This window comes from Geosporobacter ferrireducens (assembly GCF_001750685.1).
GTDB lineage: Bacteria > Bacillota > Clostridia > Peptostreptococcales > Thermotaleaceae > Geosporobacter > Geosporobacter ferrireducens.
In genome coordinates this window covers 1,526,235-1,550,124 of the sequence record NZ_CP017269.1, presented here as the reverse complement: position 1 = coordinate 1,550,124, position 23,890 = coordinate 1,526,235, and the positions used below count along the sequence as shown (strand labels likewise).

The 23,890-nt window shown below is 39.3% G+C and carries 23 protein-coding genes; 15 read left to right on the top strand and 8 right to left on the bottom strand.

Annotated features, from left to right (window positions below; genetic code table 11):
* Nucleotides 1-71: 71 nt before the first annotated feature.
* Genes Gferi_RS29445 through Gferi_RS07635 form a run of 7 tightly spaced genes read left to right on the top strand, consistent with a single transcriptional unit; the run spans nucleotide 72 to nucleotide 8,491 of the window.
* Nucleotides 72-161: a potassium-transporting ATPase subunit F gene (locus tag Gferi_RS29445; protein WP_156782342.1), complete on the top strand. Its 90-nt coding sequence runs from the start codon at nucleotides 72-74 to the stop codon at nucleotides 159-161.
* Complete coding sequence (gene kdpA / locus Gferi_RS07660) at nucleotides 158-1,903, top strand: potassium-transporting ATPase subunit KdpA (RefSeq protein WP_069975150.1); 1,746 nt, start codon at nucleotides 158-160, stop codon at nucleotides 1,901-1,903. Before Gferi_RS29445 ends, kdpA begins: the two co-directional genes overlap by 4 nt.
* Before the next feature lie 27 nt (nucleotides 1,904-1,930).
* Nucleotides 1,931-3,997, top strand: coding sequence for a potassium-transporting ATPase subunit KdpB (gene kdpB / locus Gferi_RS07655; protein ID WP_069975148.1), 2,067 nt, complete (start codon nucleotides 1,931-1,933; stop codon nucleotides 3,995-3,997).
* A 12-nt stretch (nucleotides 3,998-4,009) separates the two neighbouring features.
* Complete coding sequence (gene kdpC / locus Gferi_RS07650) at nucleotides 4,010-4,585, top strand: potassium-transporting ATPase subunit KdpC (protein ID WP_069975145.1); 576 nt, start codon at nucleotides 4,010-4,012, stop codon at nucleotides 4,583-4,585.
* A 27-nt stretch (nucleotides 4,586-4,612) separates the two neighbouring features.
* Nucleotides 4,613-4,984: an NAD-binding protein gene (locus tag Gferi_RS07645; RefSeq protein ID WP_069975142.1), complete on the top strand. Its 372-nt coding sequence runs from the start codon at nucleotides 4,613-4,615 to the stop codon at nucleotides 4,982-4,984.
* A 47-nt stretch (nucleotides 4,985-5,031) separates the two neighbouring features.
* On the top strand, nucleotides 5,032-7,761 hold the full coding sequence (locus tag Gferi_RS07640) for a sensor histidine kinase (RefSeq protein ID WP_069975140.1): 2,730 nt from the start codon (nucleotides 5,032-5,034) through the stop codon (nucleotides 7,759-7,761).
* Between the two features lie 28 nt (nucleotides 7,762-7,789).
* Nucleotides 7,790-8,491: a response regulator gene (locus Gferi_RS07635; RefSeq protein ID WP_069975139.1), complete on the top strand. Its 702-nt coding sequence runs from the start codon at nucleotides 7,790-7,792 to the stop codon at nucleotides 8,489-8,491.
* 101 nt (nucleotides 8,492-8,592) lie between these two features.
* Here Gferi_RS07635 and Gferi_RS07630 read toward each other — a convergent pair whose 3' ends face one another.
* From Gferi_RS07630 to Gferi_RS07615, 4 genes are all read right to left on the bottom strand, one after another.
* A complete protein-coding gene (locus Gferi_RS07630; protein WP_069975137.1) occupies nucleotides 8,593-9,168 on the bottom strand; it encodes a class I SAM-dependent methyltransferase in 576 nt (191 codons plus the stop codon).
* A gap of 43 nt (nucleotides 9,169-9,211) precedes the next feature.
* Nucleotides 9,212-10,096 carry an EFR1 family ferrodoxin gene (locus tag Gferi_RS07625; protein WP_069975135.1) on the bottom strand — a complete coding sequence of 295 codons (885 nt, stop codon included), beginning with the start codon at nucleotides 10,094-10,096 and terminating at the stop codon, nucleotides 9,212-9,214.
* An 80-nt stretch (nucleotides 10,097-10,176) separates the two neighbouring features.
* Nucleotides 10,177-10,740, bottom strand: coding sequence for a TetR/AcrR family transcriptional regulator (locus tag Gferi_RS07620; RefSeq protein WP_069975133.1), 564 nt, complete (start codon nucleotides 10,738-10,740; stop codon nucleotides 10,177-10,179).
* Nucleotides 10,741-11,068: 328 nt separating this feature from the next.
* Nucleotides 11,069-12,034: a helix-turn-helix domain-containing protein gene (locus tag Gferi_RS07615; protein WP_069975131.1), complete on the bottom strand. Its 966-nt coding sequence runs from the start codon at nucleotides 12,032-12,034 to the stop codon at nucleotides 11,069-11,071.
* 272 nt (nucleotides 12,035-12,306) lie between these two features.
* Between Gferi_RS07615 and Gferi_RS07610 the strand changes: the two genes are divergently transcribed.
* Nucleotides 12,307-12,525: a heavy-metal-associated domain-containing protein gene (locus tag Gferi_RS07610; protein WP_069975128.1), complete on the top strand. Its 219-nt coding sequence runs from the start codon at nucleotides 12,307-12,309 to the stop codon at nucleotides 12,523-12,525.
* A gap of 96 nt (nucleotides 12,526-12,621) precedes the next feature.
* Nucleotides 12,622-14,550 (top strand): heavy metal translocating P-type ATPase, encoded by a 1,929-nt coding sequence (locus Gferi_RS07605; protein ID WP_330389618.1) that lies wholly within the window; start codon nucleotides 12,622-12,624, stop codon nucleotides 14,548-14,550.
* A gap of 73 nt (nucleotides 14,551-14,623) precedes the next feature.
* Here Gferi_RS07605 and Gferi_RS07600 read toward each other — a convergent pair whose 3' ends face one another.
* The gene (locus Gferi_RS07600) at nucleotides 14,624-15,010 is read right to left on the bottom strand and encodes an ArsR/SmtB family transcription factor (protein ID WP_069975127.1); all 387 of its coding nucleotides are present in this window, start codon (nucleotides 15,008-15,010) and stop codon (nucleotides 14,624-14,626) included.
* 108 nt (nucleotides 15,011-15,118) lie between these two features.
* On the opposite strand from Gferi_RS07600, the gene Gferi_RS27535 reads away from it, so the two are divergent.
* Complete coding sequence (locus Gferi_RS27535; RefSeq protein WP_083273433.1) at nucleotides 15,119-15,283, top strand: transposase; 165 nt, start codon at nucleotides 15,119-15,121, stop codon at nucleotides 15,281-15,283.
* Between the two features lie 200 nt (nucleotides 15,284-15,483).
* On the opposite strand, the gene Gferi_RS07595 is transcribed toward Gferi_RS27535, so the two are convergent.
* The 3 genes from Gferi_RS07595 to Gferi_RS07585 all read right to left on the bottom strand — a co-directional run bounded on the left by Gferi_RS07595 (nucleotide 15,484) and on the right by Gferi_RS07585 (nucleotide 18,531).
* Nucleotides 15,484-16,404, bottom strand: a complete 921-nt coding sequence (locus Gferi_RS07595; RefSeq protein ID WP_069975125.1) for a hypothetical protein — start codon at nucleotides 16,402-16,404, stop codon at nucleotides 15,484-15,486.
* An 82-nt stretch (nucleotides 16,405-16,486) separates the two neighbouring features.
* On the bottom strand, nucleotides 16,487-17,881 hold the full coding sequence (locus tag Gferi_RS07590; protein WP_069975123.1) for a sensor histidine kinase: 1,395 nt from the start codon (nucleotides 17,879-17,881) through the stop codon (nucleotides 16,487-16,489).
* A complete protein-coding gene (locus tag Gferi_RS07585; RefSeq protein WP_069975121.1) occupies nucleotides 17,878-18,531 on the bottom strand; it encodes a response regulator transcription factor in 654 nt (217 codons plus the stop codon). The genes Gferi_RS07590 and Gferi_RS07585 overlap by 4 nt, the downstream gene beginning before the upstream one ends.
* Nucleotides 18,532-18,877: 346 nt before the next feature.
* Between Gferi_RS07585 and Gferi_RS07580 the strand changes: the two genes are divergently transcribed.
* The 5 genes from Gferi_RS07580 to Gferi_RS07560 all read left to right on the top strand — a co-directional run bounded on the left by Gferi_RS07580 (nucleotide 18,878) and on the right by Gferi_RS07560 (nucleotide 23,887).
* Entirely contained in the window at nucleotides 18,878-19,642 is a 765-nt protein-coding gene (locus Gferi_RS07580) for a class I SAM-dependent methyltransferase (RefSeq protein WP_069975119.1), read from the top strand.
* Between the two features lie 62 nt (nucleotides 19,643-19,704).
* A complete protein-coding gene (gene nikB / locus Gferi_RS07575) occupies nucleotides 19,705-20,646 on the top strand; it encodes a nickel ABC transporter permease (protein WP_069975117.1) in 942 nt (313 codons plus the stop codon).
* 2 nt (nucleotides 20,647-20,648) lie between these two features.
* A complete protein-coding gene (gene nikC, locus Gferi_RS07570) occupies nucleotides 20,649-21,536 on the top strand; it encodes a nickel transporter permease (RefSeq protein ID WP_069975112.1) in 888 nt (295 codons plus the stop codon).
* Nucleotides 21,523-23,070 (top strand): ABC transporter substrate-binding protein, encoded by a 1,548-nt coding sequence (locus tag Gferi_RS07565; RefSeq protein ID WP_069975104.1) that lies wholly within the window; start codon nucleotides 21,523-21,525, stop codon nucleotides 23,068-23,070. Before nikC ends, Gferi_RS07565 begins: the two co-directional genes overlap by 14 nt.
* A gap of 10 nt (nucleotides 23,071-23,080) precedes the next feature.
* Nucleotides 23,081-23,887 carry an ABC transporter ATP-binding protein gene (locus Gferi_RS07560; RefSeq protein ID WP_236932709.1) on the top strand — a complete coding sequence of 269 codons (807 nt, stop codon included), beginning with the start codon at nucleotides 23,081-23,083 and terminating at the stop codon, nucleotides 23,885-23,887.
* The last annotated feature ends 3 nt before the right edge of the window (nucleotides 23,888-23,890 follow it).

Genomic DNA, 23,890 nt, shown 5'->3' with positions numbered 1-23,890 from the left:
TGGTCTTAATCCAATATTTATATCCAGGTTGATAAAATAAAAATATAAATAAACTTGAAAGGGTGGTGCATATGAATTTTATTCAGGTTGTTTCCTTAATAACTGTAGTTGTTTTGCTGGTATATTTGTTTTTTGTATTGATGAAGGGGGAAGAGCTATGATGAATATTATTACGCAAATCGCATTGTATCTGATTCTATTAGTCTTACTTGGAAAACCATTAGGTAAATACATGGCTAAGGTATATGAAGGGGAAAAAGTAGCCTTAAGCCCTCTTTTAAGGCCGGTAGAAAATTTTATATATAAATTAATAGGAACAGAAAAAGATCGTGAAATGGATTGGAAGGAGTATTTGAAAGCGGTTGTAATGTATAGTGGGTTTGGGTTTTTGTTTGTTTTCTTTATACAAAAATTGCAAGGGATATTGCCTTTTAATCCTGAAAAATTAGGCTCTGTCCCATCTGATCTTGCTTTTAATACAGCCATGAGCTTTACAACGAATACAAACTGGCAAGCATATGGCGGGGAAACCACTTTAAGTTACTTCACGCAGATGGCAGGACTTACAGCACAAAATTTCATATCGGCGGCGGGTGGAATGGCTGTATTATTTGCTTTGATACGGGGATTCAGCAGAAAAGAGACTGCAAAAATCGGTAACTTTTGGGCGGATATGCTTAGGGGAACATTGTATGTACTGCTACCGCTGTCCATTCTATTAGCACTCATGCTTGTTTCCCAGGGTGTGGTACAAAACCTTAAACCTTACCAGGAGGTATCTATTATTGAACCGCTCGTTCTGGATGACGGATCAGTAATCACTACCCAAAGGATTGCAATGGGGCCTGCGGCAAGCCAGATTGCCATTAAACAATTGGGAACAAATGGGGGAGGATTTTTTAGTGTTAATTCAGCCCATCCTTTAGAAAATCCAACACCATTGTCAAATTTATTGGAAATGCTGTCAATTTTGCTGATACCTTTAGCGTTATGCTTTTCTTTTGGTTATCTTGTGAAAGACATGCGGCAGGGCAGAGCACTATTTATTGCCATGATGATTGTATTCGTCCTATGCCTTGCTTTAGTAGTGACCCTGGAGCAAATAGGAACACCGCAATTAAGTCAAAATAGCCAAGTTGATTTGGCTTATTCCATGGACCAATCCGGCGGAAATATGGAAGGAAAAGAAGTAAGATTTGGAATCGTGAATTCGTCTATATGGGCTACCGCTACCACAGCAGCTTCCAATGGTTCTGTAAATTCGATGCATGATTCGTATACACCGCTGGGTGGATTGCCATTATTGCTTCTGATGCAGCTTGGAGAAGTTATATTTGGCGGTGTTGGTTCAGGACTGTACGGCATGCTTGCCTTTGTGATCGTAGCTGTTTTTGTGGCTGGACTGATGGTGGGCAGAACGCCGGAATACCTGGGTAAAAAGATTGAACCCTTTGAGATGAAAATGGCATCTCTGGCCGTATTAATACCGCCTGTGACGGTATTAATAGGAACTGCCATTGCTGCTGTAAATCCCGGTGTTATGGACTCGCTCAATAATCCTGGACCCCACGGATTCTCAGAAATACTTTATGCCTATTCATCGGCAGGAAATAACAATGGCAGTGCTTTTGCAGGGTTTAACGCAAACACTGTATTTTTAAATATTACGCTGGGGATCGCAATGCTGCTGGCCAGATTTGGACCCATGCTGCCGATGATTGCCATATCCGGTTCCCTTGCAAAGAAGAAAACCATACCCGTTACTTCAGGTACACTTGTTACGCATAATACGCTATTTATCAGCCTGCTGATTGCAGTTGTATTAATGGTCGGGGCATTAAGCTTCTTCCCGGCATTAGCATTAGGACCTTTAGTAGAACATCTTCAAATGATATTTAGATAATGTGATCTGTGAAGGGAGTTGTAGAAGATGAAAAAAGAAGAAAATAAATTTGTCACAAAAGATATCTTTATAAATGCCATAAAAGATTCCATATGTAAATTGTCGCTGAAAACACAAATTAAAAATCCAGTCATGTTTGTGGTGTATATAGGAGCAATATTGACAACGGGCTTATTCTTCGGAGCATTATTCGGATATGCAGATGCTCATGCAGGTTTTATATTTGGGATTTCAATGCTGCTATGGTTTACTGTCATTTTTGCAAACTTTGCTGAAGCCATTGCAGAGGGGAGGGGAAAGGCGCAAGCGGAGAGCTTAAGAAAAGCAAAGAAAGATGTATCGGCTAAAAAATTAGAAAATCCGGATAGAAATGCTTCTTTTGAAATGGTCAAATCCTCACAACTGAAAAAAGGAGATATTGTATTTGTAAAAGCTGGTGAGCAAATTCCGGCTGATGGAGAAGTAATTGAAGGTGCAGCATCTGTTGATGAGAGCGCAATCACTGGCGAGAGTGCTCCTGTTATAAGGGAATCCGGAGGAGACAGAAGTGCCGTAACCGGAGGAACTACAGTGTTGTCCGATTGGCTGATGATAAGAGTGACTGCAGAAGCCGGAGAAAGTTTTCTTGATAAAATGATCGCCATGGTTGAAGGTGCTACAAGACAGAAAACACCCAATGAGATTGCATTACAAATATTACTGACAACCCTTACAATTATTTTCTTGGTAGTAACAGCAACGCTTTATCCCTATAGTGTTTTTGGAGTAGAACAGAGTGGCAGAGGAGAAGTTACATCCATCACTGCCTTGATTGCATTATTGGTATGCCTAGCACCTACTACGATCGGTGCACTTCTGTCGGCGATTGGTATTGCTGGTATGAGCCGGTTAAATCAAGCCAATGTACTAGCAACATCAGGCAGAGCAATAGAGGCTGCCGGGGATGTGGATACATTACTGCTAGATAAAACAGGAACGATCACATTGGGAAATAGACGGGCCAGCGAATTTAAACCCGTGCAAGGTGTAAGTGAAAAAGAGCTGGCAGATGCGGCACAGTTAAGTTCATTGGCGGATGAAACACCGGAAGGCAGAAGTATTGTAGTTTTGGCAAAAGAGAACTATGGTTTGAGGGGAAGAAATTTGAATGAATTAAAAGCGAAGTTTATTCCTTTCTCAGCCAAAACGAGAATGAGCGGTGTTGATATTGGAGCGGATGAAATTCGCAAAGGGGCTGCTGATGCAGTAAAAAGCTATGTTGAAAGTAAAGGCGGAAATTTCCCGAAGAGCTGCCAAGAAATTGTGGAGTCTATTTCAAAAGCAGGTGGAACGCCTCTGGTTGTTGCTAAGAATAATAAGGTGCTCGGCGTTATTTATTTAAAAGACATCATAAAATCAGGAGTAAAAGAAAAGTTTGAAGACCTGAGAAAGATGGGTATTAAAACGATTATGATAACAGGTGATAATCCGTTAACTGCAGCAGCGATTGCCGCTGAAGCAGGCGTGGATGATTTTTTAGCAGAAGCAACGCCGGAAGCAAAGCTTGAACTAATTCGAGAATACCAACAAAAAGGTCATTTAGTCGCTATGACCGGTGATGGTACAAATGACGCACCGGCCCTGGCTCAAGCAGATGTAGCTGTTGCCATGAATACAGGAACCCAAGCCGCTAAGGAAGCAGGAAATATGGTGGATTTAGATTCAAGTCCGACAAAGCTTATCGATATCGTAAGGATCGGAAAGCAGCTATTAATGACAAGAGGTGCTTTAACGACTTTTAGTATTGCAAATGATATCGCAAAGTATTTTGCCATCATACCACCATTGTTTGTAGGCATGTATCCAGTGCTGGGCAAGTTGAATATTATGGGTTTATCAAGCCCGGAAAGTGCAGTTTTTTCGGCAGTGATCTACAATGCCTTTATCATTATAGGATTGATTCCTTTAGCGTTAAAAGGCGTTAAGTATCAAGAACTTCCGGCTGATAAGCTTTTAAGAAAGAATTTGCTTGTATACGGCGTCGGCGGCATTATTGCACCATTCGCAGCCATAAAGTTGATCGATCTGTTCATTACAGCAATAGGGATTGTATAAGGAGGGTTTTAGATGAAAAACAATGTTGTTCAGCAGTCTTTTAAATTCGTTTTAGTGATGACAATCATAACAGGCTTCATATATCCCCTTGCCTGCACTGCTATAGCCCAAATAATTTTTCCGGATAAGGCGAACGGAAGTATCCTTTATCAAAACAATAAACCTGTGGCATCAGAGTTGATTGGCCAGGAATTTACATCTGAAAAGTATTTTTGGTCCAGGCTCTCAGCTACATCACCTTATCCCTATAACGGGGGAGACTCCTCCGGGTCTAATAAAACCCCGGCAGGAGAGGAAATAGCAGATGCAGTGCAGCAAAGAATAAAGCTGATTAGAGCGTTGGATCCAGAGAACGATCAAAAAATACCCGTTGATTTCATCACTGCATCCGGTAGTGGCCTTGATCCTCATATTTCACCGGCAGCTGCACTTTATCAGGCAGGGAGGATTTCAAAGGTTAGAAATATTGAAAAAGCTGTGCTGATGAATCTTATTGAAAAAAATACAGAAAAAAGACAGTTAGGAATTTTAGGTGAGCCAAGGGTCAATGTTGTCAAATTGAATATAGACCTTGATAATCTGGAGTAGTTATATTGCGGCATAGGGGGAGATCATATGAACTATGTTATAATAGGAGGAGATAGTAAGGCTTGCAGGGACTTTATCAATATCCTTGCAGGCTCTATCGATCATCTCACAATAATTTGTCCTGAAATTCAATATGCTCAAAGTTTGCCTGCAGAATTCAAAGGAAATTTAGTTATTGGAAATTTAAGGAAGGAAAGTACCTTAGAGAAAGCAAATCTATCAAGTGCAGATACCGTCTTAATATGGACCAAGAATGAAGATATCAATGCTTTACTGGCAGCAGCAGTAAAAAAAATATACAATGTAAAAAATGTGGTCGTATATACTTGCGAATCTAAAAATAGTAAATTCTATGAAGATCTTGAAATAGACACAGTTGCCATTAGCAAATTTTTATAGACCTTTCATGAATATGTCTATGTTAAGTAAAAGTAGGGTGATGAATAATGAATAGCAATGGTATAAAAAATATCAACTTGGAAACCAGGCCGGATCCGGAGCAATTGCTGGCGAAAATAAAATCCGAAAATAACCTAAAAGCGAAAGGCATGTTGAAAATTTTTTTTGGCTATGCTGCAGGTGTTGGAAAAACTTATGCGATGCTGGATGCTGCTCATGCAGTCAAAAAATCCGGTGTAGATGTAGTCGTCGGTTATATAGAGCCCCATACGCGCCCTGAAACTTTAGCGCTCTTGGATGGATTGGAAGTACTGGAAACAAAAAGTGTATTTTATAGAGGGATTTATATTAAAGAGTTTGATTTGGAGACGGCAGGAAAGAGAAAGCCTGAGATCATATTGGTTGATGAACTGGCGCACACCAATGCACCAGGCTCTAAATATAAAAAAAGATGGCAGGACATATATGAGTTATTGGATGCGGGCATAGATGTCTACACAACTGTCAACGTCCAGCATATTGAGAGTTTAAATGATATCGTTGCAAGCATAACCAATGTGTTTGTAAAGGAAACCATACCGGATAAGGTTTTTGATGAAGCCGGTCAAGTTGAACTAATCGATATTGAACCGGAAGATCTTTTAAAGCGATTCAATGAGGGGAAAGTTTATAGAAAGGAGCAGGCGAAAAGGGCACAAAGCAACTTTTTTCAAAAGGAAAATTTGGTTGCTTTAAGGGAAATCGCATTGAGAAGAACGGCCGACCGTGTCAATAGAGAGGTTCAAATTGCCCGCCTGTCTAAAACCAATATAAAAATACTGCCTGTCAAAGAGCAGTTATTGGTATGTATCAGTCCGGCACCTACTTCTGCAAAAGTAATCCGGACCGCTGCCCGCATGGCGGATTCCTTACAAGCGACATGGATTGCAGTTTATGTTCAAACATCAGAAAATAAGTACATAGACAAAACGGTTCAAGAACAGTTGCAGAAAAACATGACACTTGCAGAACAATTAGGTGCAGAAGTTGTTACATTGCATGGAGATAATATTGCTGACCAATTGGTAAGCTATGCGAAGCTGAGAAATGCAACGAAAATCGTAATAGGACGAAATCAAAAATCGAGAAATCCTCTATTACGTATTTTAAAAAAAGATATTGTAAACAGACTTTTGGATTTAACTGCATATATTGATGTACACGTTATTCCAGGTATATCGCAGGATTATGATAACAGAACAAAACCGAAGCATAAAAATGCGGATCTGTTTTTAAAATTTACATTTTCTAAAATTGATTTCTTAAAAATTATAGGGGTTCTGATTTTTGCTACAGCTTTAGCATACTCTTTTTATGCGATAGGATTTGCCGAAGCAAATATTATTATGGCTTATATTGTTGGCGTACTTGTTATGACGCTTATAACCAAAGGTTATTTAATGGGTATGATTGGATCTGTTTTAAGTGTATTGGCATTTAATTATTTCTTTACTGAGCCTAGATTTACTTTTTCAGTATATGATGCCGGATATCTGGTTACTTTTCCGATTATGCTTTCAGTAGCTTTAATCACCAGCACGTTGACTTCAAGAATCCAACATCAAATGGTAACATCCTTAAAAAGGGAAGAACATACGCAAATGCTTTATGACGTCACGCGAAGCTTTTTAAATGTATCTAACAGAGAATCCATTGTGGTCAAGGGAATCGAGTATCTTACCAGCGTTCTAAAGAGAGATATTATCGTATATTTAGGTGATGAGAACGACAATTTAGCGGAACCGATTCTAAATGCACAGGGTAAAATGACACAGGATTTATTAGATAAAAATGAAGAAGCGGTAGTAAATTGGGTTTTCAAAAATAGAAAAAATGCAGGCGTTGGAACGGATACATTGCCAGGCTCGGTTGCTTATTATGTACCAATAAAAACCCATCAAAAGATAATGGGCGTAATCGGCATTAAATGTTATGATGATATCCTAGACATCGATCAACGTCACTTTTTAGACTCGGTAACAGTTCAAATGGCAATTGCATTGGAAAGGGAAAAGCTTACTGAAGAGCAGGCAAAAATAAAAATAGAAGTAGAGCGGGAGAAATTAAGAAGCGATTTATTAAGAGCACTATCCCACGATCTTCGCAGTCCTTTGGCGGGTATTGCAGGAGCAACTACAACAATACTGGAAAATAGAGAGATATTAGATCCGGAAACAGTGAATGAGCTGCTGAATGGAATATATGAAGATTCAGAATGGCTAACAAGATTGGTTGAGAACCTCCTTAGCATGACAAGAATAGATGAAGGGAAGCTGCAATTGAGAAAAAAACCTGAATCTATTGAAGAAGTAATATCAGAAGCAATTCAGCATATAAAAAAACGTGCAAAAGACCATGTTATTAAAGTACAAATACCTGAAGATATATTTATTGTGCCGATGGATGGAAAACTAATTGAGCAGGTTTTAATCAATTTAATTGATAATGCGATTAAATACACACCAAAGGGTACGACGATAGAAATTAGAGCTTTTGAGGCAGGAGAATCAGCCTATATGGAAGTATCCGACAATGGTGAGGGAGTGCCGGAGGATTCCATTAAACACATATTCAATAGATTTTATACATCAGAAAGCAGTTCAAGAGATTCCAGAAGGGGTATAGGGCTAGGTCTGGCTATCTGTAAATCTATTGTTGAAGCACATGGAGGAAAGATTGAAGCCCATAACAAAAAGGAAGGGGGTGCACGCTTTAGATTTTCACTACCTTTGGATTAATTTATCCTGCTTTGAGGGGGAGACTTTTATGGATAATAAACCGTTGATATTGGTGATTGAAGATGACAAAGCCATTCGGAATTTTATTTCAGCCGCTTTGAGAACACAAGGCTATAAATATATAGAAACGGAAAATGGTGAGAAAGGACTCACACTGATTATGTCCCATAACCCGGATATCATTATTCTTGATCTTGGGTTACCGGATATGGATGGATTGAGAATCATTGAAAAGGTGAGATTATGGTCCAATACGCCTATTATTGTAGTATCTGCCAGAGGACAGGAAAGGGAGAAAGTGGAAGCATTAGATTTAGGTGCAGATGATTATATTACAAAACCCTTTGGAATATCCGAACTGCTAGCCCGGTTAAGAGTATCTTTAAGGCATATTTACAGGCATGGAAGTGAGCAGAAAGCTTGTATGAGTGAGTTTGTTCTCGGAGATTTGAAGATTGACTTTGAAAAAAGAATTGTAAGTTTAAGAAATGAAGAAATTCATTTAACGCCAATTGAATATAAAATTTTAACGCTTCTATCCCGACACGCCGGAAAAGTATTAACACACAACTTTATACTCAAAGAGGTATGGGGTTCTACGATTGGAAATGAAGCTCAGTCATTAAGGGTATTTATGGCAAGCTTGAGAAGAAAGATTGAAAAAGAGCCGGCGCAACCCAGATATATTCTAACTGAAGTCGGCGTTGGGTATAGAATGGTGGATGAGTAGTATAAAAGCATCAGGTGTGAATCCATGAAGACGAACAAAAGTGAATTGCCATTCAATTGTCGAAAGTAACCTTGCAATCTTAAAGTTATTATTATCTAAATTCATTGATTTGGATAGTTCACTTTACGCAAACGAAAAACTCCATTAAGCTTCTTCATTTTTTCAAAAGAAGCACATTTTAGTGCAGTACATGGGGACCAGAATGGTGATAGGGTCCATATTGCGTAGATGCCTCCGGGTTTTAATACCCTGTAAATTTCTCTGGATATATCTTTCATAGGGATAACGGGGGCAGGTACAACACCATAAAGTAGAACAAGGTCAAACATGGAGTCTCCAAAGGAGGATTTCATAGCATCCTCCTTTTTAACTATAACATTTTTCAGTTCTAATTGATCAACTTTCTTTTGTGTTTCTTCAACTGCTAAAGGATGAATATCTATAGAATAGAGTTTACCTTCATCTCCTAATATTTTTGACGCAGATACTGTGAAAAAGCCAGATCCGCAACCGATTTCCAAGACCGTTTGTCCAGACTGTATTCCGGAAGCTTGCACTAACCTGTCAGGATTATTATATTTTACTCTTTTGGGATTATTTAACCACATCAACATTTTCTTATAAATAAGATTTCCGTTTTCAGATTGACCGTCTAGTAAGAATTTCTTAATTCCCATAATAGTTTCCTCCATAATTATATAATATTTTGCGCAACAAGGTTTATGTAGTTGGATATAAACATGTGTCAGGATGTTCCTTAGCTTTTTTGATCATATTTTCCATAAAGATTTTTGCTTTCTCAAGGTCACCCATCGGAGATATTGCTTTTTGTGGGCATTCAAATATACAATTAAAACAATGAATACATTGTGTATTAATATTTTTTACAATTAAACTATCCAAATCTTGCTCTAAGTGGCATACCGGACATACGCTGACACATTTACCGCACTGAATACACTTATTGTAGTCAATTAGCACTTTTGGATATCTTTTTTCATGCCAAACCTTTTCTTTGAATATTACTTTTGCTTTTAGGTAGGTTTTTACACTCTGATATCTTAGATGGTTAGAATAATCTTTTGTAGAATTCAAATCAACTGATTTAACCAGCTGCACAAGATCTTCGATGATAGAAATTAATTTATCTTCATCCGGATTCTTATTATACTCTTCTTTCATAAAAGCTCTGGTCATATGATGTGAACTGGATACCTTCAAACCGGCTAAAACCTTCCTTCCACTTTTTCTTAGTAGTTTTCCTGCTTCATCAAGAGCAATACCTGAATGAATTCCACCATAAGTAACAAAAGGTACTGCTATTTTTCCCCATCCATCCATAGGTCTGGGAAGGCTTTCAATTAAATCCTTAACGTGATATTGAAGATGGTGAGCGTATACAGGGGACCCTATAAATAGAATATCATGTTCATTAACTATTTCTTGCAAAAAGCTTTGTGTATATTTGGTTAAGAAGTACTTTTCTTTGCCGGCAATATTAATTAATTCGGCACCAATGCTATTCTGTTCAAGGGAAGTCTTTAATAACTTTCCAACCCGTTCCGTATTGCCTGAGGGACTAAATACAACAATGACAGCTTTCATAAAATTCATCCTCCAAAAATTTTTTTAGTATATTTCTACCTGCAATAAAGAACAATAGTTCCTTATTCGGGTAAAAAAATTTACATTAAATGTTTCATGCCATTTATATGATATGAAACCAATGTACCAATACTTTTTTCAAGCCAACGATCATCTTTGTAATTCTTAGCTATCTCAATTATTCCTTCCATAAAGTTTTTAGCTAATATATATATGATTAACTCATCTTCAACGAACTCCTTGTTCACTTGTGATAGCATATGATTGCTGAGAATATTAATTATTTGTTCTTTGAATCCTTCATATTTTGTTCCTTGGCTCTTATCTGCTATAATAATAAATTTTTTTTGATCAACTTTTATAATTCTTTGGAAAACATGACTAATATCAATATTCATTCCATTACTTTTGTCATCATGATTTACAAATGTTTTAAAACCGTTTATAAAGTATTCAAAAAACCCGTCAGTAACTCCGTAGAAGATAGCTTCCTTATTTTCATAATATAAATACAAATTACTAACACTAATACCTACTGCTTTAGCGATGCTGCGGGTAGTAGTATCCCTAAACCCATTTTGGTAAAATAGATTTTCAGCTACATCTAATATTTTATTTCTAATTTCATCTTTTAAAATTTGCATAATAAGGAACCTCCGTTCCTTATTATGATAATATAGAAATATACTGATGTCAATAGATATAAAAAATATTGCTGTATACAGTCAAAAATCATTTCTAAATATACCGTTAAAGGAGGAGACGTATCTGTTCGTAAGAAGGGTAGAAACCCAAAAAGACAAGAAAAAATCGTCTAAAAACTTGATTTGGACAGATTTTCTGATATACATACGCGCTTTCATCTGCAAAATTTTTGCAGAAAAAATGTTAATTTTTTTGTATTTATTACATGAAAATTCATGCCTTAAGTCAGTAAAATCAAAGCTTTCAAGTTTGTTCAGTAGGCCCTGTTTAAAAATTATTCGTAGTATATGCAAATTTTCTACGGTATTCAAGGGGTGTGATTTTCATAATCTCTTTAAAAGCTGCCCCAAATTTGCTCTGACTTTCATAACCGATTTTGGCAGCAATCTCTGCCACACTTAGCTGTGTCTGACGCAGCAGAATCGCTGCCTGCTGGATCCTGTACTTCTTCATATAGGTTGCAATAGGTACGCCGTAAACTCCTTTAAAGTTTGACTTTAAAGCGGTGGGACTAATGCAGTATTCTCTCGCCAGGTCTTCAATCGTAAAACGATGTTCAGGCTCACCGGTAATTTTTTTCTGTATCTGCTTAATGATCTCTACTTGTTGTTGTGGATAAGTCTTTTTTGGTTTTTCCTTGGATGGAAGAAAAAAATACAAGTACAATAATAGCTCCTGAATTTTAAGCCGGTAGTAAAGAAGGCGGGCACTGGCAGGAATTGTATACATTCCAGAAAATATGTGTTGGATTTCTGGTTTTTCTTGGATAAGAAAGCATTTATCATGGTCAAAAAAGCGCTCAGAAAGTTCCTGCATATTGATAGGAATATTGGGAAACAACTCTAAAATTACGGGGGCGGCTATATCAATATCGATGAGAACCATGATGCCATGATAATATCCTAAAGGTAGTTCAATGCTGTCGCTGTAGTTGTTCAGCGTATTCATGAACAAATCACCTTCACCAATATATTGAAAACAGCCGTCGCTCATCTTGCATTCGGCTCGTCCTTCTTTGCAATGGTTGATTTCAACGATATTCATTTGTGCGTGTTTTATTGGGTTTAAATGACTAGTTTGAAAGACTAAATTACCTATTTCAATGCCAGGAAACACTGAATATACCGATGCAGTTCCTTTGCCATCCAAAGTTTTCAGATTGTAAGAAATATGGTCTTTACCTTGCCCCGCAATGATACGATCGCTAAAGTGAGAAAGAATGGCTGAGAACATCGGAATACCTCCCTATATCTGCTATCATGACTATTTAAATTATAGCAAATAGATATACGTTTAACTATAGGGTAAACAATGAATGATTGGAGTAATGATACGAATATTATACCAAATAGACTACTTTTTCTCCCATTCAGACTTTCTGCCTAACTTCCATTGACATTCCATCAAAGGATAAATATACTAATAATATAACAATCAAACAATTGTTTAATCGTTTAAATGATTGGATAAGAAATGTATTCTTTACTTTGAAGGGGGAAAATGAGATGAAAAAAACGATCAAATTACAGAACCTAGATTGTGGAAACTGTGCAGCAAAAATTGAAAACGCGATTGTAAAGTTAGAGGGTGTTATCGGCGTTAAAGTGAATTTTATGGGTCAAAAGATGATTTTAGAAGCACCGGATGATAGATTCAATGAAATCCTAGAAGAAGCAAAAAAGATAGCAAAGAAGATTGAACCAGATATCGAAGTGATGGCATAGTTTTATTCCTGTGTATGTGCGTATCAAGCTTGTATAAATCTACTGCAGCGGTTGTTATTTCAGCCGTTGCTTTTTAATAGAAGGAGGATTACTTCCATGATGAGCATGTCCAAAAAAGAAAAAAGGCAGTTAATACGTATCTTGGTTGGAGGGCTTTGCTTTGCAGCAGCTGTATTATTCGCCTTTGAAGGTGTTATAAAGTTTATGTTGTATTTGGTTGCCTATCTTATTATAGGTGGAGATATTGTTTGGAAGGCTGTACGGAATATTGCCCGAGGTCAGGTATTTGATGAAAACTTTCTAATGACGGTAGCTACTATTGGTGCTTTTTCCCTGACAGAGTATGCCGAGGGGGTTGCCGTTATGCTCTTTTACCAAGTAGGAGAGCTTTTTCAGTCTTATGCAGTATCCAAGTCCCGCCGTTCTATAGCAGATTTAATGGATATTCGCCCAGATTATGCCAATGTGATGCGTGATGGTTCTCTCGTGAAGGTAGATCCTGAGGAAGTACAGGTGGACGACATTATTGAGATCAAGCCAGGTGAACGGATTCCATTAGATGGTGTTGTAGAAAAAGGCTACTCCTCACTAGATACTGCTGCTTTGACTGGGGAATCTGTTCCACGAGAGGTAACTGTTGGAGAGAATGTTATCAGCGGATGCATAAACCAGACAGGCAAGCTTACTGTTAGAGTAACCAAAGAATTTGGTCAATCTACCGTAGCTAAAATCTTGGAGATGGTAGAAAATGCTTCTGATAAAAAAACTAAAAGTGAAAATTTTATTACCCGGTTTGCACGGTATTACACACCTGTAGTTGTCCTTGCAGCTGTTATCCTGGCAGTAGTACCTCCCCTTATTACTGGGCAAAATTTTACTGTTTGGATCAGTAGGGCTCTGACTTTCCTTGTAATTTCGTGCCCATGTGCCCTTGTAATTTCTGTTCCCCTTGGTTTTTTTGGAGGGATAGGGGGAGCGTCAAAATTAGGCGTTTTGGTCAAGGGCAGCAACTATCTTGAGGCATTAGCCAGTACAGAAATCGTTGTATTTGATAAGACAGGCACTTTAACAAAGGGTAATTTTGTTGTAAGTGAAGTGCACTCGGAAAAGATGAGTGAGAAAGAACTTCTTGCGTTGGCTGCATATGCTGAAGACTATTCCAATCATCCTATCGCAATGAGTATTAAAAATGCCTACGGAAAAGCTGTTGATGCTTCTCAAATTAAGGATATTGAGGAAATCCCAGGGCATGGCGTAAGGGCTATAATAAATGAAAAAGAAGTTCTTGCAGGGAATGCTAAATTAATGAAGTTGAACAATATCTCTTATGAGGCGAATGCTTCTGTGGGTACCATCGTTTATGTGGCCATAAACGGCAAATATGTAGGATATATTCGTATTGAAGATGAAATCAAGTCTGATTCAGCACAAGCGATTCATGATTTGAAAGCGGCTGGAGTCAAAAAAATAATGATGTTGACGGGAGACAGTGGCGCCGTTGGAAAGAAAGTTGCACAATCCCTTCATCTTGATGAATGCTACACAGAGTTGCTGCCAGCGGATAAAGTGGAGAAGATGGAACTTCTTATGAAACAGAAGAACAATAAAGGCATGTTGGCATTTGTTGGGGATGGAATTAATGACGCTCCTGTGCTTGCCCGAGCAGATATTGGTATTGCCATGGGCGGATTGGGTTCTGATGCCGCTATCGAAGCAGCAGATATTGTTATTATGACGGATGAGCCTTCAAAAATTGCCACAGCTATGAAAGTTAGCAAGAAAACATTGCGTATTGTTCAGCAAAATATTGTATTTTCATTAGGCGTAAAAGGGGTTGTTCTTATTCTAGGGGCTGTAGGTTATGCTTCCATGTGGGCAGCGATTTTTGCAGATGTCGGTGTTTCAGTTATTGCGATTCTCAACGCAATTCGGGCACTGAACGTCAAAAAATTTAATAAATTAGAAATACCTCCTCTACCTCCTTCCCATAGGCACCCTATTGCGTCTGAAGGTCAAAAAATTTAATAAATTTATATAGAATGATAGGATATAAAGAACGTGCTGTTCCCCAGAGGTTATGGGATTAGCACGTTCTTTACTATTCTTGTATATATTCTGCAATTCCTTTGCTTGGACAAGTCATCTGAAAAAAATCATCTATTATTCGATGAATAAGTTGTGCTGTTTCTGTATTGGCCAAGGTATAATATACTTCTTTGCCGGCTCGCCGGCTTGTAACTAAGCCGTTCAGTTTTAAGGATTTAAGATGGTGGGATACGGCAGCATTGCTCATACCTACAGCTGCAGCAATATTAATGCCACACTCCTCACAGTGACAGAGCAACCATAAAATTCGCAGACGAGAGCCGTCGCAGAGCTGCTGAAAGACAGCGGAAGCATCTAAAAAGCATTCGGTATCCGGCATTTTTTTTAGAATGTTCTCTATATCCTTACCATGATTATGGGGCAGTACTTGTTTACGCATAATACTGGCTCCTTTCAATCAAATATTTGTTTGATTATACTTTATGAAAGAATACTTGTCAAATAAATGCAATAAAGTACTATCATTTTCATAAAGGTGAAAGAACTTATGGCACCGTGTATTCAGAACAACCCACTAGGTTTTCAGGCAATCGAGAGGATTTTTGCAGATTTTAAAGAAAAATATGGCATGAGTTATACGCAGTATAGGGGGATACAAAAAGTGCATGATGAGGCAATGCTTGATTTCACATGCGTGAATATGAAAAAATAGCTAATTGGAAGTGGAGTAAGGTAGCACAATTGCTTTTTGATTTTTTTGCAGTGTTCAGAACTTTGTTCAAATTTTAAATAAAAAAAGCTCAGGTTTTTGGAGTGTTTCTCCCAAAGCTGAGCTTTGTCTAAGGTCTGAAGTCGCCATATTGTGGCGGCTTTTGATATTGATATTTACTTTATAATCTTGTAAATCCTTTGCTAATTACCCATTAAAGTAGGTACTTTACTTTTATCGGCAGAGGTCGCCTCATCAGCTTTTGCCTTTGCTTCCATTTCTTGTACCAGTTCTTCGATCTTTAGCAGATCATATTTATATTGTCCATTATACATTACACCTAATAATACTTTATCGTATCTGGAAATTGTCATGAGCGCAACTTCTCCGTTTTCGCCATGAACTTGAAAACTGATGGTCGGATCACCGTAAGTACTGCTAATATTCGTGGAAAATGAGGCTCCCTGTCCGGTAAATTGAATCGATTGAACGGTGCTGTTGACGATATTATATTTTTCTGCCAGCTTTTTTGCCGCTGCCTCATATTCACTTTCGTTAAGGGACCAATCAGGGCCTACAGGAACCTTTTCCTTCAGTGTCCTGTTTAAACCTATATTATAAAGTTCCCCAGTAACAGAATCGATCCATACTCCATAACGGTCCACACGATACCCATCGGCATAGTTCTGGCCTTTTAACTCCACCTCGGCAATCCACATTGGACGTGGAGTGTTCTCAGTTGGTGCATCATAACCCATTTCGATGGTCTGACCCTCCAGATTTGCGCCATACACCTGCCAGAGGTATTGTGCCACAAGTTCCGCCGCTGCTTCTTTAGTCATGTCCTTTTCAGCAGGTGTCTGATTTTTGTAATACGGAAGGTTAATTGTCCCAACTTTATAATTCGCTTTTTTGTAGCCTTCCGGTAAACTGTTTTGCACTGTCTGTGATGACACGCTCGTACTATTTGCGTAACTTGTTGGAATAATATTTGTCTTGTTATACACCGCTGCTGAGGCTGCCTGTGTAAATCCTTGGAATGCTATTATGTTTGCCCCGATGATCATTGCGGCAGCTAAAACGGATTTTTTGAAATGTCTTTCTTTTGAATTTGGTTTTTTCATGTAAATTTCTCCTTTTTGATTTATTTGTGATCACATAAGTATTATAGGAGGTCTAAATTATAGAATTGTAATCGAGTTATTATTAAGTTGTAAAAGTTATTTTTGCTGTTGTTCCTTTACCGGGGAAACTGGTGAAACTCAGCTCTGCGCCATGGTGTAAAGCAATTTGTTTGCAGATGGCAAGCCCCAGTCCTGCACCACCGTCGCTCCGGCTGCGAGATTTTTCTCCCCGGTAGAAGGGTTCCATGATTTGCGAGAGGACTTCGGGAGTCATGCCTTTTCCGTTGTCTCGGATGAGGATTGTTTTTTTGCCCGCTTCATGGACCGCACACACAAAGATGTGTCCGCCTTTTCCACATGCCTTTATTGCGTTATCAATCAAGTTTATAAGCAGACTTTCTAACAGACAGGCGTCTCCCCAGATCGTCTCTATTTCACTGTTGAACTCTATATATATGTTTTTTTCCGCAAGCTTGCCATGCAACGTTTGCTTGACCATCTCAAAGAGGCGGGATATTTTTTGCTCTTCACAGGTGATCTGATTGTTTTGCAGATTTGCCAGTTCTAGCAGCTGAAATGCTATGGTCTGCAGACGGCGGCTTTCAGACATGATATAAGTGAGTGCCGATAACCTGTCGTCCTCTGATAAAACGGCTTTTTGCATATATTCTGCATACCCATAGATAGCGGTCAGCGGTGTACGAAGCTCATGGGCGAAGTTATCAATAAACTGCTGCTTTTTATCCGCAGTATCAATAAGCTCTGCCATCTGATGCTGGATTTCTTCTGCCATGTGATTAAAGCTCTGTGCCATTTCAGAGAGCTCATCATGCCCGTAGATTGGAAGTCTGGTTTCATAGGCACCGTTTGCGATATTCTTAGAGGTCTGAGAAATCTGCTTGAGCGGCTTGAATATCCGGTTAAGTATAATGAGAAGGCCAAAGGCGAGTAAAACGGAAAGAACAAATCCCGCCAGAAACAGCATATTTTTTAGGTAGCTCCAAGACCTTATAGCATCTGTCGTATCATAAGTATAAATCAATGTGTAGAAATCATACGGAATAGGAAGATTTCCCGAGACGATGACATAAGTTTTTTTGTCTGCTTTTCGTACTGTTGCCACACGGTTTCCATTCTTCGGCGGCTCCAATGAATTACGCTGCAGTACGAATGTGTCATGATTTGAATAAACAAGCTGATTGTCTTTATAAAGGGCAAGTCCAGCCTTTTTATCTCCAGATAGATAGCTGTAAGGCTGGAGCAGAGAACTTAAAGATCCTTCTATATTAATGCCTCGGCTTTCCACGACATGGAAATCCTTTATAAGGGCTGATGCGATAAAATAGTGTTCCCCTAGGCTTCTTTCTTCTGCCCGATGTACAGTATCCTTAAATATTGCAACTGAAATAATAAATATTCCAAGATTGAAAAAGAAGAGAAAGAGTGCAAGGGTTGTTAAAAATGTACGGTGTTTCATTGGCTCACCTCCAGACGGTAACCCAGCTTATAGACGGTTTTTATCACATCCTCCCAGCCCAATTTTTTTCTCAGTTTTTGTATGTGTACATCTATGGTACGAGTATCTCCGTCAAAATCATAACCCCATACCAGCTCCAGCAGCCTTTCTCTGGAGAGGGCTATATTGCGGTTGTTCACCAGAACCTCCAGTAATTCATATTCTTTCGGGGTACACTCCACAAGCTGTCCCTTATGATATACCTGATGACCATCGAAATCGATTTTTACATCTCCCACTTCAAAATCGTTTCTGCTTTTTTGAGTCCGTCTCAGTACCGCTTCTACACGGGCCAGCAACTCCAGCATTTCGAAGGGTTTTGTCAGATAATCATCGGCTCCCATTGAAAAGCCCTTTATTCGGTCCGGCAGGCTGTTTTTCGCCGTTAGAAAGATCGTAGGCGTTTCATTCGCGTGTTTTATCACCTCAAACCCGTCAAGACCCGGCAGCATGATGTCTAAAATCATCAAATCGTAGGATTGACACTGTATTTCGGAAATGGCAGTTTTTCCGTCAAAAACGGGGGTGCAGTGATGTCCCACAAGCTGCAGATTCCTTTTAATCAGCTCATTGATTGCCACTTCATCCTCGACGATTAAAATAGATGCCATATTGATCAACCTCCTTATTTCACTAATGTTACCACCATTTTATTATAGAGTTGTAAAGTGCATCGTAATTTTTATAATTTGCATAGCTTTTTATATCATTCTTATACTTCAATTTCAACAATTGTTGCTAAAAGTTGACAATTTCAAAAAAGAATGTTAAAGTTTTAATAAAGAATGAAGCAATGAATGCTTCGCAGCCCTTTCACATTATTATTAACAGCGGTATATAAAAGAATAATCGGGGAGATACAACCATGAAGGTTTACTACAACAGAGAACTGTTGGGTGTAATTTTTCATGGTTTTTTATTTGCCTGATTTATAGATACATAGGGGAGGAATAGGGGATGAAAGCACTTTTAGAAAGCGTAGAAGAATATTGGAGGCAAAGAGCCGACGGCTATTGTCAGGTAAATTTGGAGGAACTCGATAGTTTTAAAAGGAGAGCATGGACAGACTTAATTAATGAATATGCACCAAGAATATCGGGAAAAAGGCTGAGGGTATTAGACATTGGAACAGGACCTGGTTTTTTTGCAATCATTATGGCGGCATGTGGATATGAGGTTACCGCTATCGATTATACAGAAACGATGCTTCAAAAAGCGAAGAATAACGCAGGGATCTATAGAAATGCAATTCACTTTGAAAGAATGGATGCACATAATCTAAAATTTGAAGAGAATACTTTCGATCTGATTGTTACAAGAAACTTGACTTGGAATTTGGAAAGACCGGATATGGCCTATAGAGAATGGCACAGAGTTTTGGCCCAGGGAGGAAGATTATTGAACTTTGATGCGAATTGGTACCTCCATGTACATGATGCTGAAAAGAGAAAAGCCTATGAACAGGATAGAGTAAATTGTGCAGAGAGAGGTTTCGCAGATCATTATATCCATACAGATACAGAGGCGATGGAGGAAATTGCAAGGAAGCTGCCATTAAGTAAAGAGCACAGACCGGAATGGGATGTAAAAGAGTTACGTAAAATCGGTTTTGGAAAGATCATGATAGTAAAAGAAATCGGGAGCAGCGTTTGGGATGAAGAAGAGATCGTGAATTATGGCTCTACGCCTATGTTTATGGTTTGTGCAGAGAAATCAAAGTAAGCAAATTCTGATCCGGCACCAGTGCAACGAGAATCAACAGAGGAAGGAAAGGTTGCTGCAAAATGAAGAAATATATTGGAAGACGATTGCTGCAATTGATACCGATTATTTTGGGAATTACTTTTTTATCCTTTGCCCTTATGCAAACGGCAGCAGGTGATGCAGTGGATGCCCTTTATGATAATACATCAGGGGGAGTGTCGGAGCAAATCAAAGTGGAAAAAAGAGCCGAGCTGGGGTTAGACAAGCCCTTTCTGGTGCAGTATTTTAATTGGCTAATGGATGCTGTTCGTGGCGATATGGGGGTTTCATATATTTCTAAAAAGCAGGTATTTGAAACATTCATATCCAAATTGCCGGCAACGATTTATCTTACACTCGCAGCAATTCTGGTAACCGTTTTAGTCTCTATTCCCCTTGGCATTTTAGCAGCGGTAAAAAGAAATCAGTTTATTGATTACTTTATTCGTATGATGAGTTTTATTGGAAACTCCATGCCAAGCTTTTTCATTTCTCTTTTGCTGATATACGTTTTTGCATTGAAACTCAATATTTTACCTGTCATAGGAAACAGCGAAGGATGGAAAAGTATTATTTTACCTACACTTACCCTTGCAATCGCCATGTCCTCAAAATATACACGGCAGGTGCGTGCCGCTGTACTGGAAGAACTCAATAAAGACTACGTCATGGGAGCGAGGGCCCGTGGGATAAGGGAATCAGTGATTTTTTATGCCAGTGTTTTAAAGACAGCGATGCTGACGATCATTACGCTGTTAGCATTATCTATTGGATCACTGCTTGGGGGAACGGCTATCATAGAATCCATATTCATGTGGGATGGTGTAGGAAAATTAGCTGTAGACTCTATCACGATGAGAGATTATCCAATGATTCAGGCATATGTGATCTGGATGGCGCTCATATATGTAGCCGTGAATTTAACAACCGATATATTATATCATTATCTTGATCCGAGAATTCGCATTTTACAGGAGGAATAGGCATGAATACTGCAGTCGGACAATCGGTAAAGATGCGAAGCGGTCATCATCAAGACTACACCCTTATAAAATTTTATGTTCTTTTGACATTGGTAGGAGGATTATTGCTGATAGCAGCTTTTGCCCATCGGTTAGTACCCTTTGATCCATATGCTCAGGATTTATCAAAGGCACTACAGCCTCCAAGCAGTGCTCATTGGCTGGGGACAGACCGTTATGGAAGAGATATGCTGTCCCGTGTCATGATGGGGGCGCAGTCCACAATTTTTACTTCCCTATTGCTGGTAGGCATCATTTCGATCATAGGGACATGGATCGGTGTGGTTTGCGGATATATAGGGGGGAAAATCGATACCTTCATTATGAGAGTTTCCGATGTTTTCCTGGCCTTTCCAGGAATGGTTTTCGCCATAGCAGTTGCCGGGGTCCTTGGCGGAGGAATCATGAACGCGGTGATAGCTTTGGCCTGCATATCTTGGCCAAAATACGCAAGGCTGGCAAGAGGACAGGTATTATCTGTTAAAACCATGCCATATATTGCAGCCGCTAAAATGAGCGGCTCGGGAACATTAAAGGTTATTTTCAAACATATTATACCGAATATTATAGGAACCATTCTGGTAACTGCCACCCTTGATATTGGGACAATGATCATGGAATTGGCAGGACTTTCCTTTTTAGGTTTAGGAGCAATGCCTCCCACTGCTGAATGGGGTTCCATGATGAGTAATGGCAGGAGTATGCTTCAAACGTCACCCTGGGTAATTTTAGCTCCCGGTTGTGCAATTTTTATATCGGTGATGCTGTTTAACCTATTTGGGGACACTGTACGGGATCTGTTAGATCCTAGAATCATTCAAAGAAGGGGGAAGGGAAATGAAACAATATAGAAAAATAGGAGGAATGCTGCTGGCCGTGGCATTGGTGGTTAGTAGCATGACAGGATGTACAAATACAAAAGCAGATACAACAGAAAAGGTATTTAATTATGGAACCATGGCTTATGGGGTTGCCATGGGGAATGCCGGTTTAAATCCACATGAAGGATATAGCGGATGGTCGACGGTTCGTTACGGCGTGGGAGAAACCCTCTTCAAATTCAATGCCTCTATGGAGTTGGAACCTTGGCTTGCAAAGGATTATCAGCAGGTAAATGAGTATACTGTTAAAATAAACTTAAGGGATGATGTGTTTTTTTCCAATGGGAATAAAATGACCGGAGAAGCGGTGAAAGTGTGCCTAGAAAACCTTGTAACTGTTCACGACCGTGCTCCTAAGGATCTGCAGATAAAATCCATAGCTGCAGAGGGGCAAAGCGTAACGATTGTTTCTGAAAACAAAGTTCCTGGGCTTGTGAACTACTTGGCTGACCCTTATGGAGCAATCATTGATATGGAAGCAGGCGTAAGTGAAGATAAAAACGTGGTGGGGACTGGACCCTATGTAGCAGTAAAAGTTTCTGATACAGAGATTCATCTGGAAGCCAACAACAAATATTGGAATGGCGTACCGAAGGTGGATAAGGTGAACATTAAAAGTATTTCAGACGGAGATACTCTAACCATGGCTCTGCAAAGCGGAGAAATAGATGCAGCCCAGGGTCTTCCCTATGCAAGTCTTAAATTGTTCCAAAATGATGATCGATATACCATAAGTTCTACAGAAACCTCAAGGGTCTATCAGGCTGCACTAAATTATCATTCAAAGATGATTCAAGACAGTGCAGTACGAAAGGCCATGGCTATGTGCACAGATAAGGAGGGCTTTACCGCTGTATTGCTTCAGGGCAATGGATCTCCTGCTGTTGGGCCTTTTCCGGATAACTTTAAATTCGGAGGGAATGCTGTCAAAGAAGTCCCCTATGATATTGAAGGGGCAAAAGAAGTCCTTGAATCTGCAGGATGGGTGGACACCGACGGGGATGGGATCAGAGAAAAGAATGGACAGAAGCTTTCAATTGACTGGCTGACCTATACATCCCGACAGGAATTACCATTGCTGGCTGAATCCGTTCAGGCATCCTATAAAAAAGCTGGTATCGAGGTGAAGGTGAATGCAACAGATAGTTATAAGGATTTCCTCAAGGCTGGAAAGTATGATGTGTTTGCCAATGCCTTTGTTGCTGCCCCTACGGGGGATCCTCAATATTATTTTACAACCCATTTGGTAGATGGGTCTGACTACAATAGGGGATATTACCATAATGATAAGGTTGAAAAATGGGTGGAGGAGCTTCGTAATGAGTTTGATTTGAATAAACGAAGTAATCTGGCTGTAAAAATCGTACAGCAAGTACTGGATGATAACGCATATATCTATGCTTCTCATTTAAAAATGTCATTTGTCATGAAGAAGGGAATAACAGGTTTTACGGCACATCCATCGGATTATTATGAAATAACAGCGGATTTAGACAAGAATTAACGGGATTGCCATGAAGGAAAAGGATGAGAATATGCAGCAATCACTGTTGGAAATGCGCCATGTTGAGATTAGCTATGGTGGTGAACCAGTTGTACATGATGTGAATTTAGTGCTGAAACCCGGAGAGATTCTTGGAGTCGTTGGGGAATCGGGAAGTGGAAAAAGCACCTTGATTAAAGCTGCCATGGGTTTGTTGGGAAATCAGGGGAGAATAACCGGGGGAGATATTCTTTACAAGGGTAACAGCCTTCTGCATATGAAACCTGAAGCGCTGCGAAAAATGCGAGGACCGGAAATCGCCATGGTTTTTCAAAACTGTGCCAGCTCCCTGTGTCCTATACGAAGGATTGGCGATCAGTTATTTGAATTGATGGAACAACATAATCAAAGAAACCGGGAAAAAGTTATAGATAGGGCACTTGATCTTTTTGAAAAAATGAATTTGTCTGATGGAAGAAATATATTAGAAAGCTATCCCTTTGAATTATCAGGAGGGATGAATCAGAGGGTAGGTATTGTTATGGCCATGATGCTTAAACCTGCCTTGTTATTTGCCGATGAACCTACCTCTGCCCTGGATGTAATCGTGCAGGCACAAGTGGTGAAGGAATTGATGAAGCTTAGAGATGAATTCGGTACTGCCATCGTAATTGTGACGCATAATATCGGCCTTGTTTCCTATATGGCAGATAAAGCGGCTGTGATGTATCAGGGGCGCCTGTTGGAATACGGAGCCACAAAGGAAATCATAAGCAATCCGCAAGAGGCCTACACACAGAGATTGATTCAGGCGGTACCTAAAATCAGAAGGGGATGAGTT

Bases quoted from the DNA above. Each gene is read 5' to 3' on its own strand.
- Gferi_RS29445 (WP_156782342.1), top strand. From the start codon at position 72: ATGAATTTTATTCAGGTTGTTTCCTTAATAACTGTAGTTGTTTTGCTG.
- kdpA (WP_069975150.1), top strand. From the start codon at position 158: ATGATGAATATTATTACGCAAATCGCATTGTATCTGATTCTATTAGTC.
- kdpB (WP_069975148.1), top strand. From the start codon at position 1,931: ATGAAAAAAGAAGAAAATAAATTTGTCACAAAAGATATCTTTATAAAT.
- kdpC (WP_069975145.1), top strand. From the start codon at position 4,010: ATGAAAAACAATGTTGTTCAGCAGTCTTTTAAATTCGTTTTAGTGATG.
- Gferi_RS07645 (WP_069975142.1), top strand. From the start codon at position 4,613: ATGAACTATGTTATAATAGGAGGAGATAGTAAGGCTTGCAGGGACTTT.
- Gferi_RS07640 (WP_069975140.1), top strand. From the start codon at position 5,032: ATGAATAGCAATGGTATAAAAAATATCAACTTGGAAACCAGGCCGGAT.
- Gferi_RS07635 (WP_069975139.1), top strand. From the start codon at position 7,790: ATGGATAATAAACCGTTGATATTGGTGATTGAAGATGACAAAGCCATT.
- Gferi_RS07630 (WP_069975137.1), bottom strand. From the start codon at position 9,168: ATGGGAATTAAGAAATTCTTACTAGACGGTCAATCTGAAAACGGAAAT.
- Gferi_RS07625 (WP_069975135.1), bottom strand. From the start codon at position 10,096: ATGAAAGCTGTCATTGTTGTATTTAGTCCCTCAGGCAATACGGAACGG.
- Gferi_RS07620 (WP_069975133.1), bottom strand. From the start codon at position 10,740: ATGCAAATTTTAAAAGATGAAATTAGAAATAAAATATTAGATGTAGCT.
- Gferi_RS07615 (WP_069975131.1), bottom strand. From the start codon at position 12,034: ATGTTCTCAGCCATTCTTTCTCACTTTAGCGATCGTATCATTGCGGGG.
- Gferi_RS07610 (WP_069975128.1), top strand. From the start codon at position 12,307: ATGAAAAAAACGATCAAATTACAGAACCTAGATTGTGGAAACTGTGCA.
- Gferi_RS07605 (WP_330389618.1), top strand. From the start codon at position 12,622: ATGATGAGCATGTCCAAAAAAGAAAAAAGGCAGTTAATACGTATCTTG.
- Gferi_RS07600 (WP_069975127.1), bottom strand. From the start codon at position 15,010: ATGCGTAAACAAGTACTGCCCCATAATCATGGTAAGGATATAGAGAAC.
- Gferi_RS27535 (WP_083273433.1), top strand. From the start codon at position 15,119: ATGGCACCGTGTATTCAGAACAACCCACTAGGTTTTCAGGCAATCGAG.
- Gferi_RS07595 (WP_069975125.1), bottom strand. From the start codon at position 16,404: ATGAAAAAACCAAATTCAAAAGAAAGACATTTCAAAAAATCCGTTTTA.
- Gferi_RS07590 (WP_069975123.1), bottom strand. From the start codon at position 17,881: ATGAAACACCGTACATTTTTAACAACCCTTGCACTCTTTCTCTTCTTT.
- Gferi_RS07585 (WP_069975121.1), bottom strand. From the start codon at position 18,531: ATGGCATCTATTTTAATCGTCGAGGATGAAGTGGCAATCAATGAGCTG.
- Gferi_RS07580 (WP_069975119.1), top strand. From the start codon at position 18,878: ATGAAAGCACTTTTAGAAAGCGTAGAAGAATATTGGAGGCAAAGAGCC.
- nikB (WP_069975117.1), top strand. From the start codon at position 19,705: ATGAAGAAATATATTGGAAGACGATTGCTGCAATTGATACCGATTATT.
- nikC (WP_069975112.1), top strand. From the start codon at position 20,649: ATGAATACTGCAGTCGGACAATCGGTAAAGATGCGAAGCGGTCATCAT.
- Gferi_RS07565 (WP_069975104.1), top strand. From the start codon at position 21,523: ATGAAACAATATAGAAAAATAGGAGGAATGCTGCTGGCCGTGGCATTG.
- Gferi_RS07560 (WP_236932709.1), top strand. From the start codon at position 23,081: ATGAAGGAAAAGGATGAGAATATGCAGCAATCACTGTTGGAAATGCGC.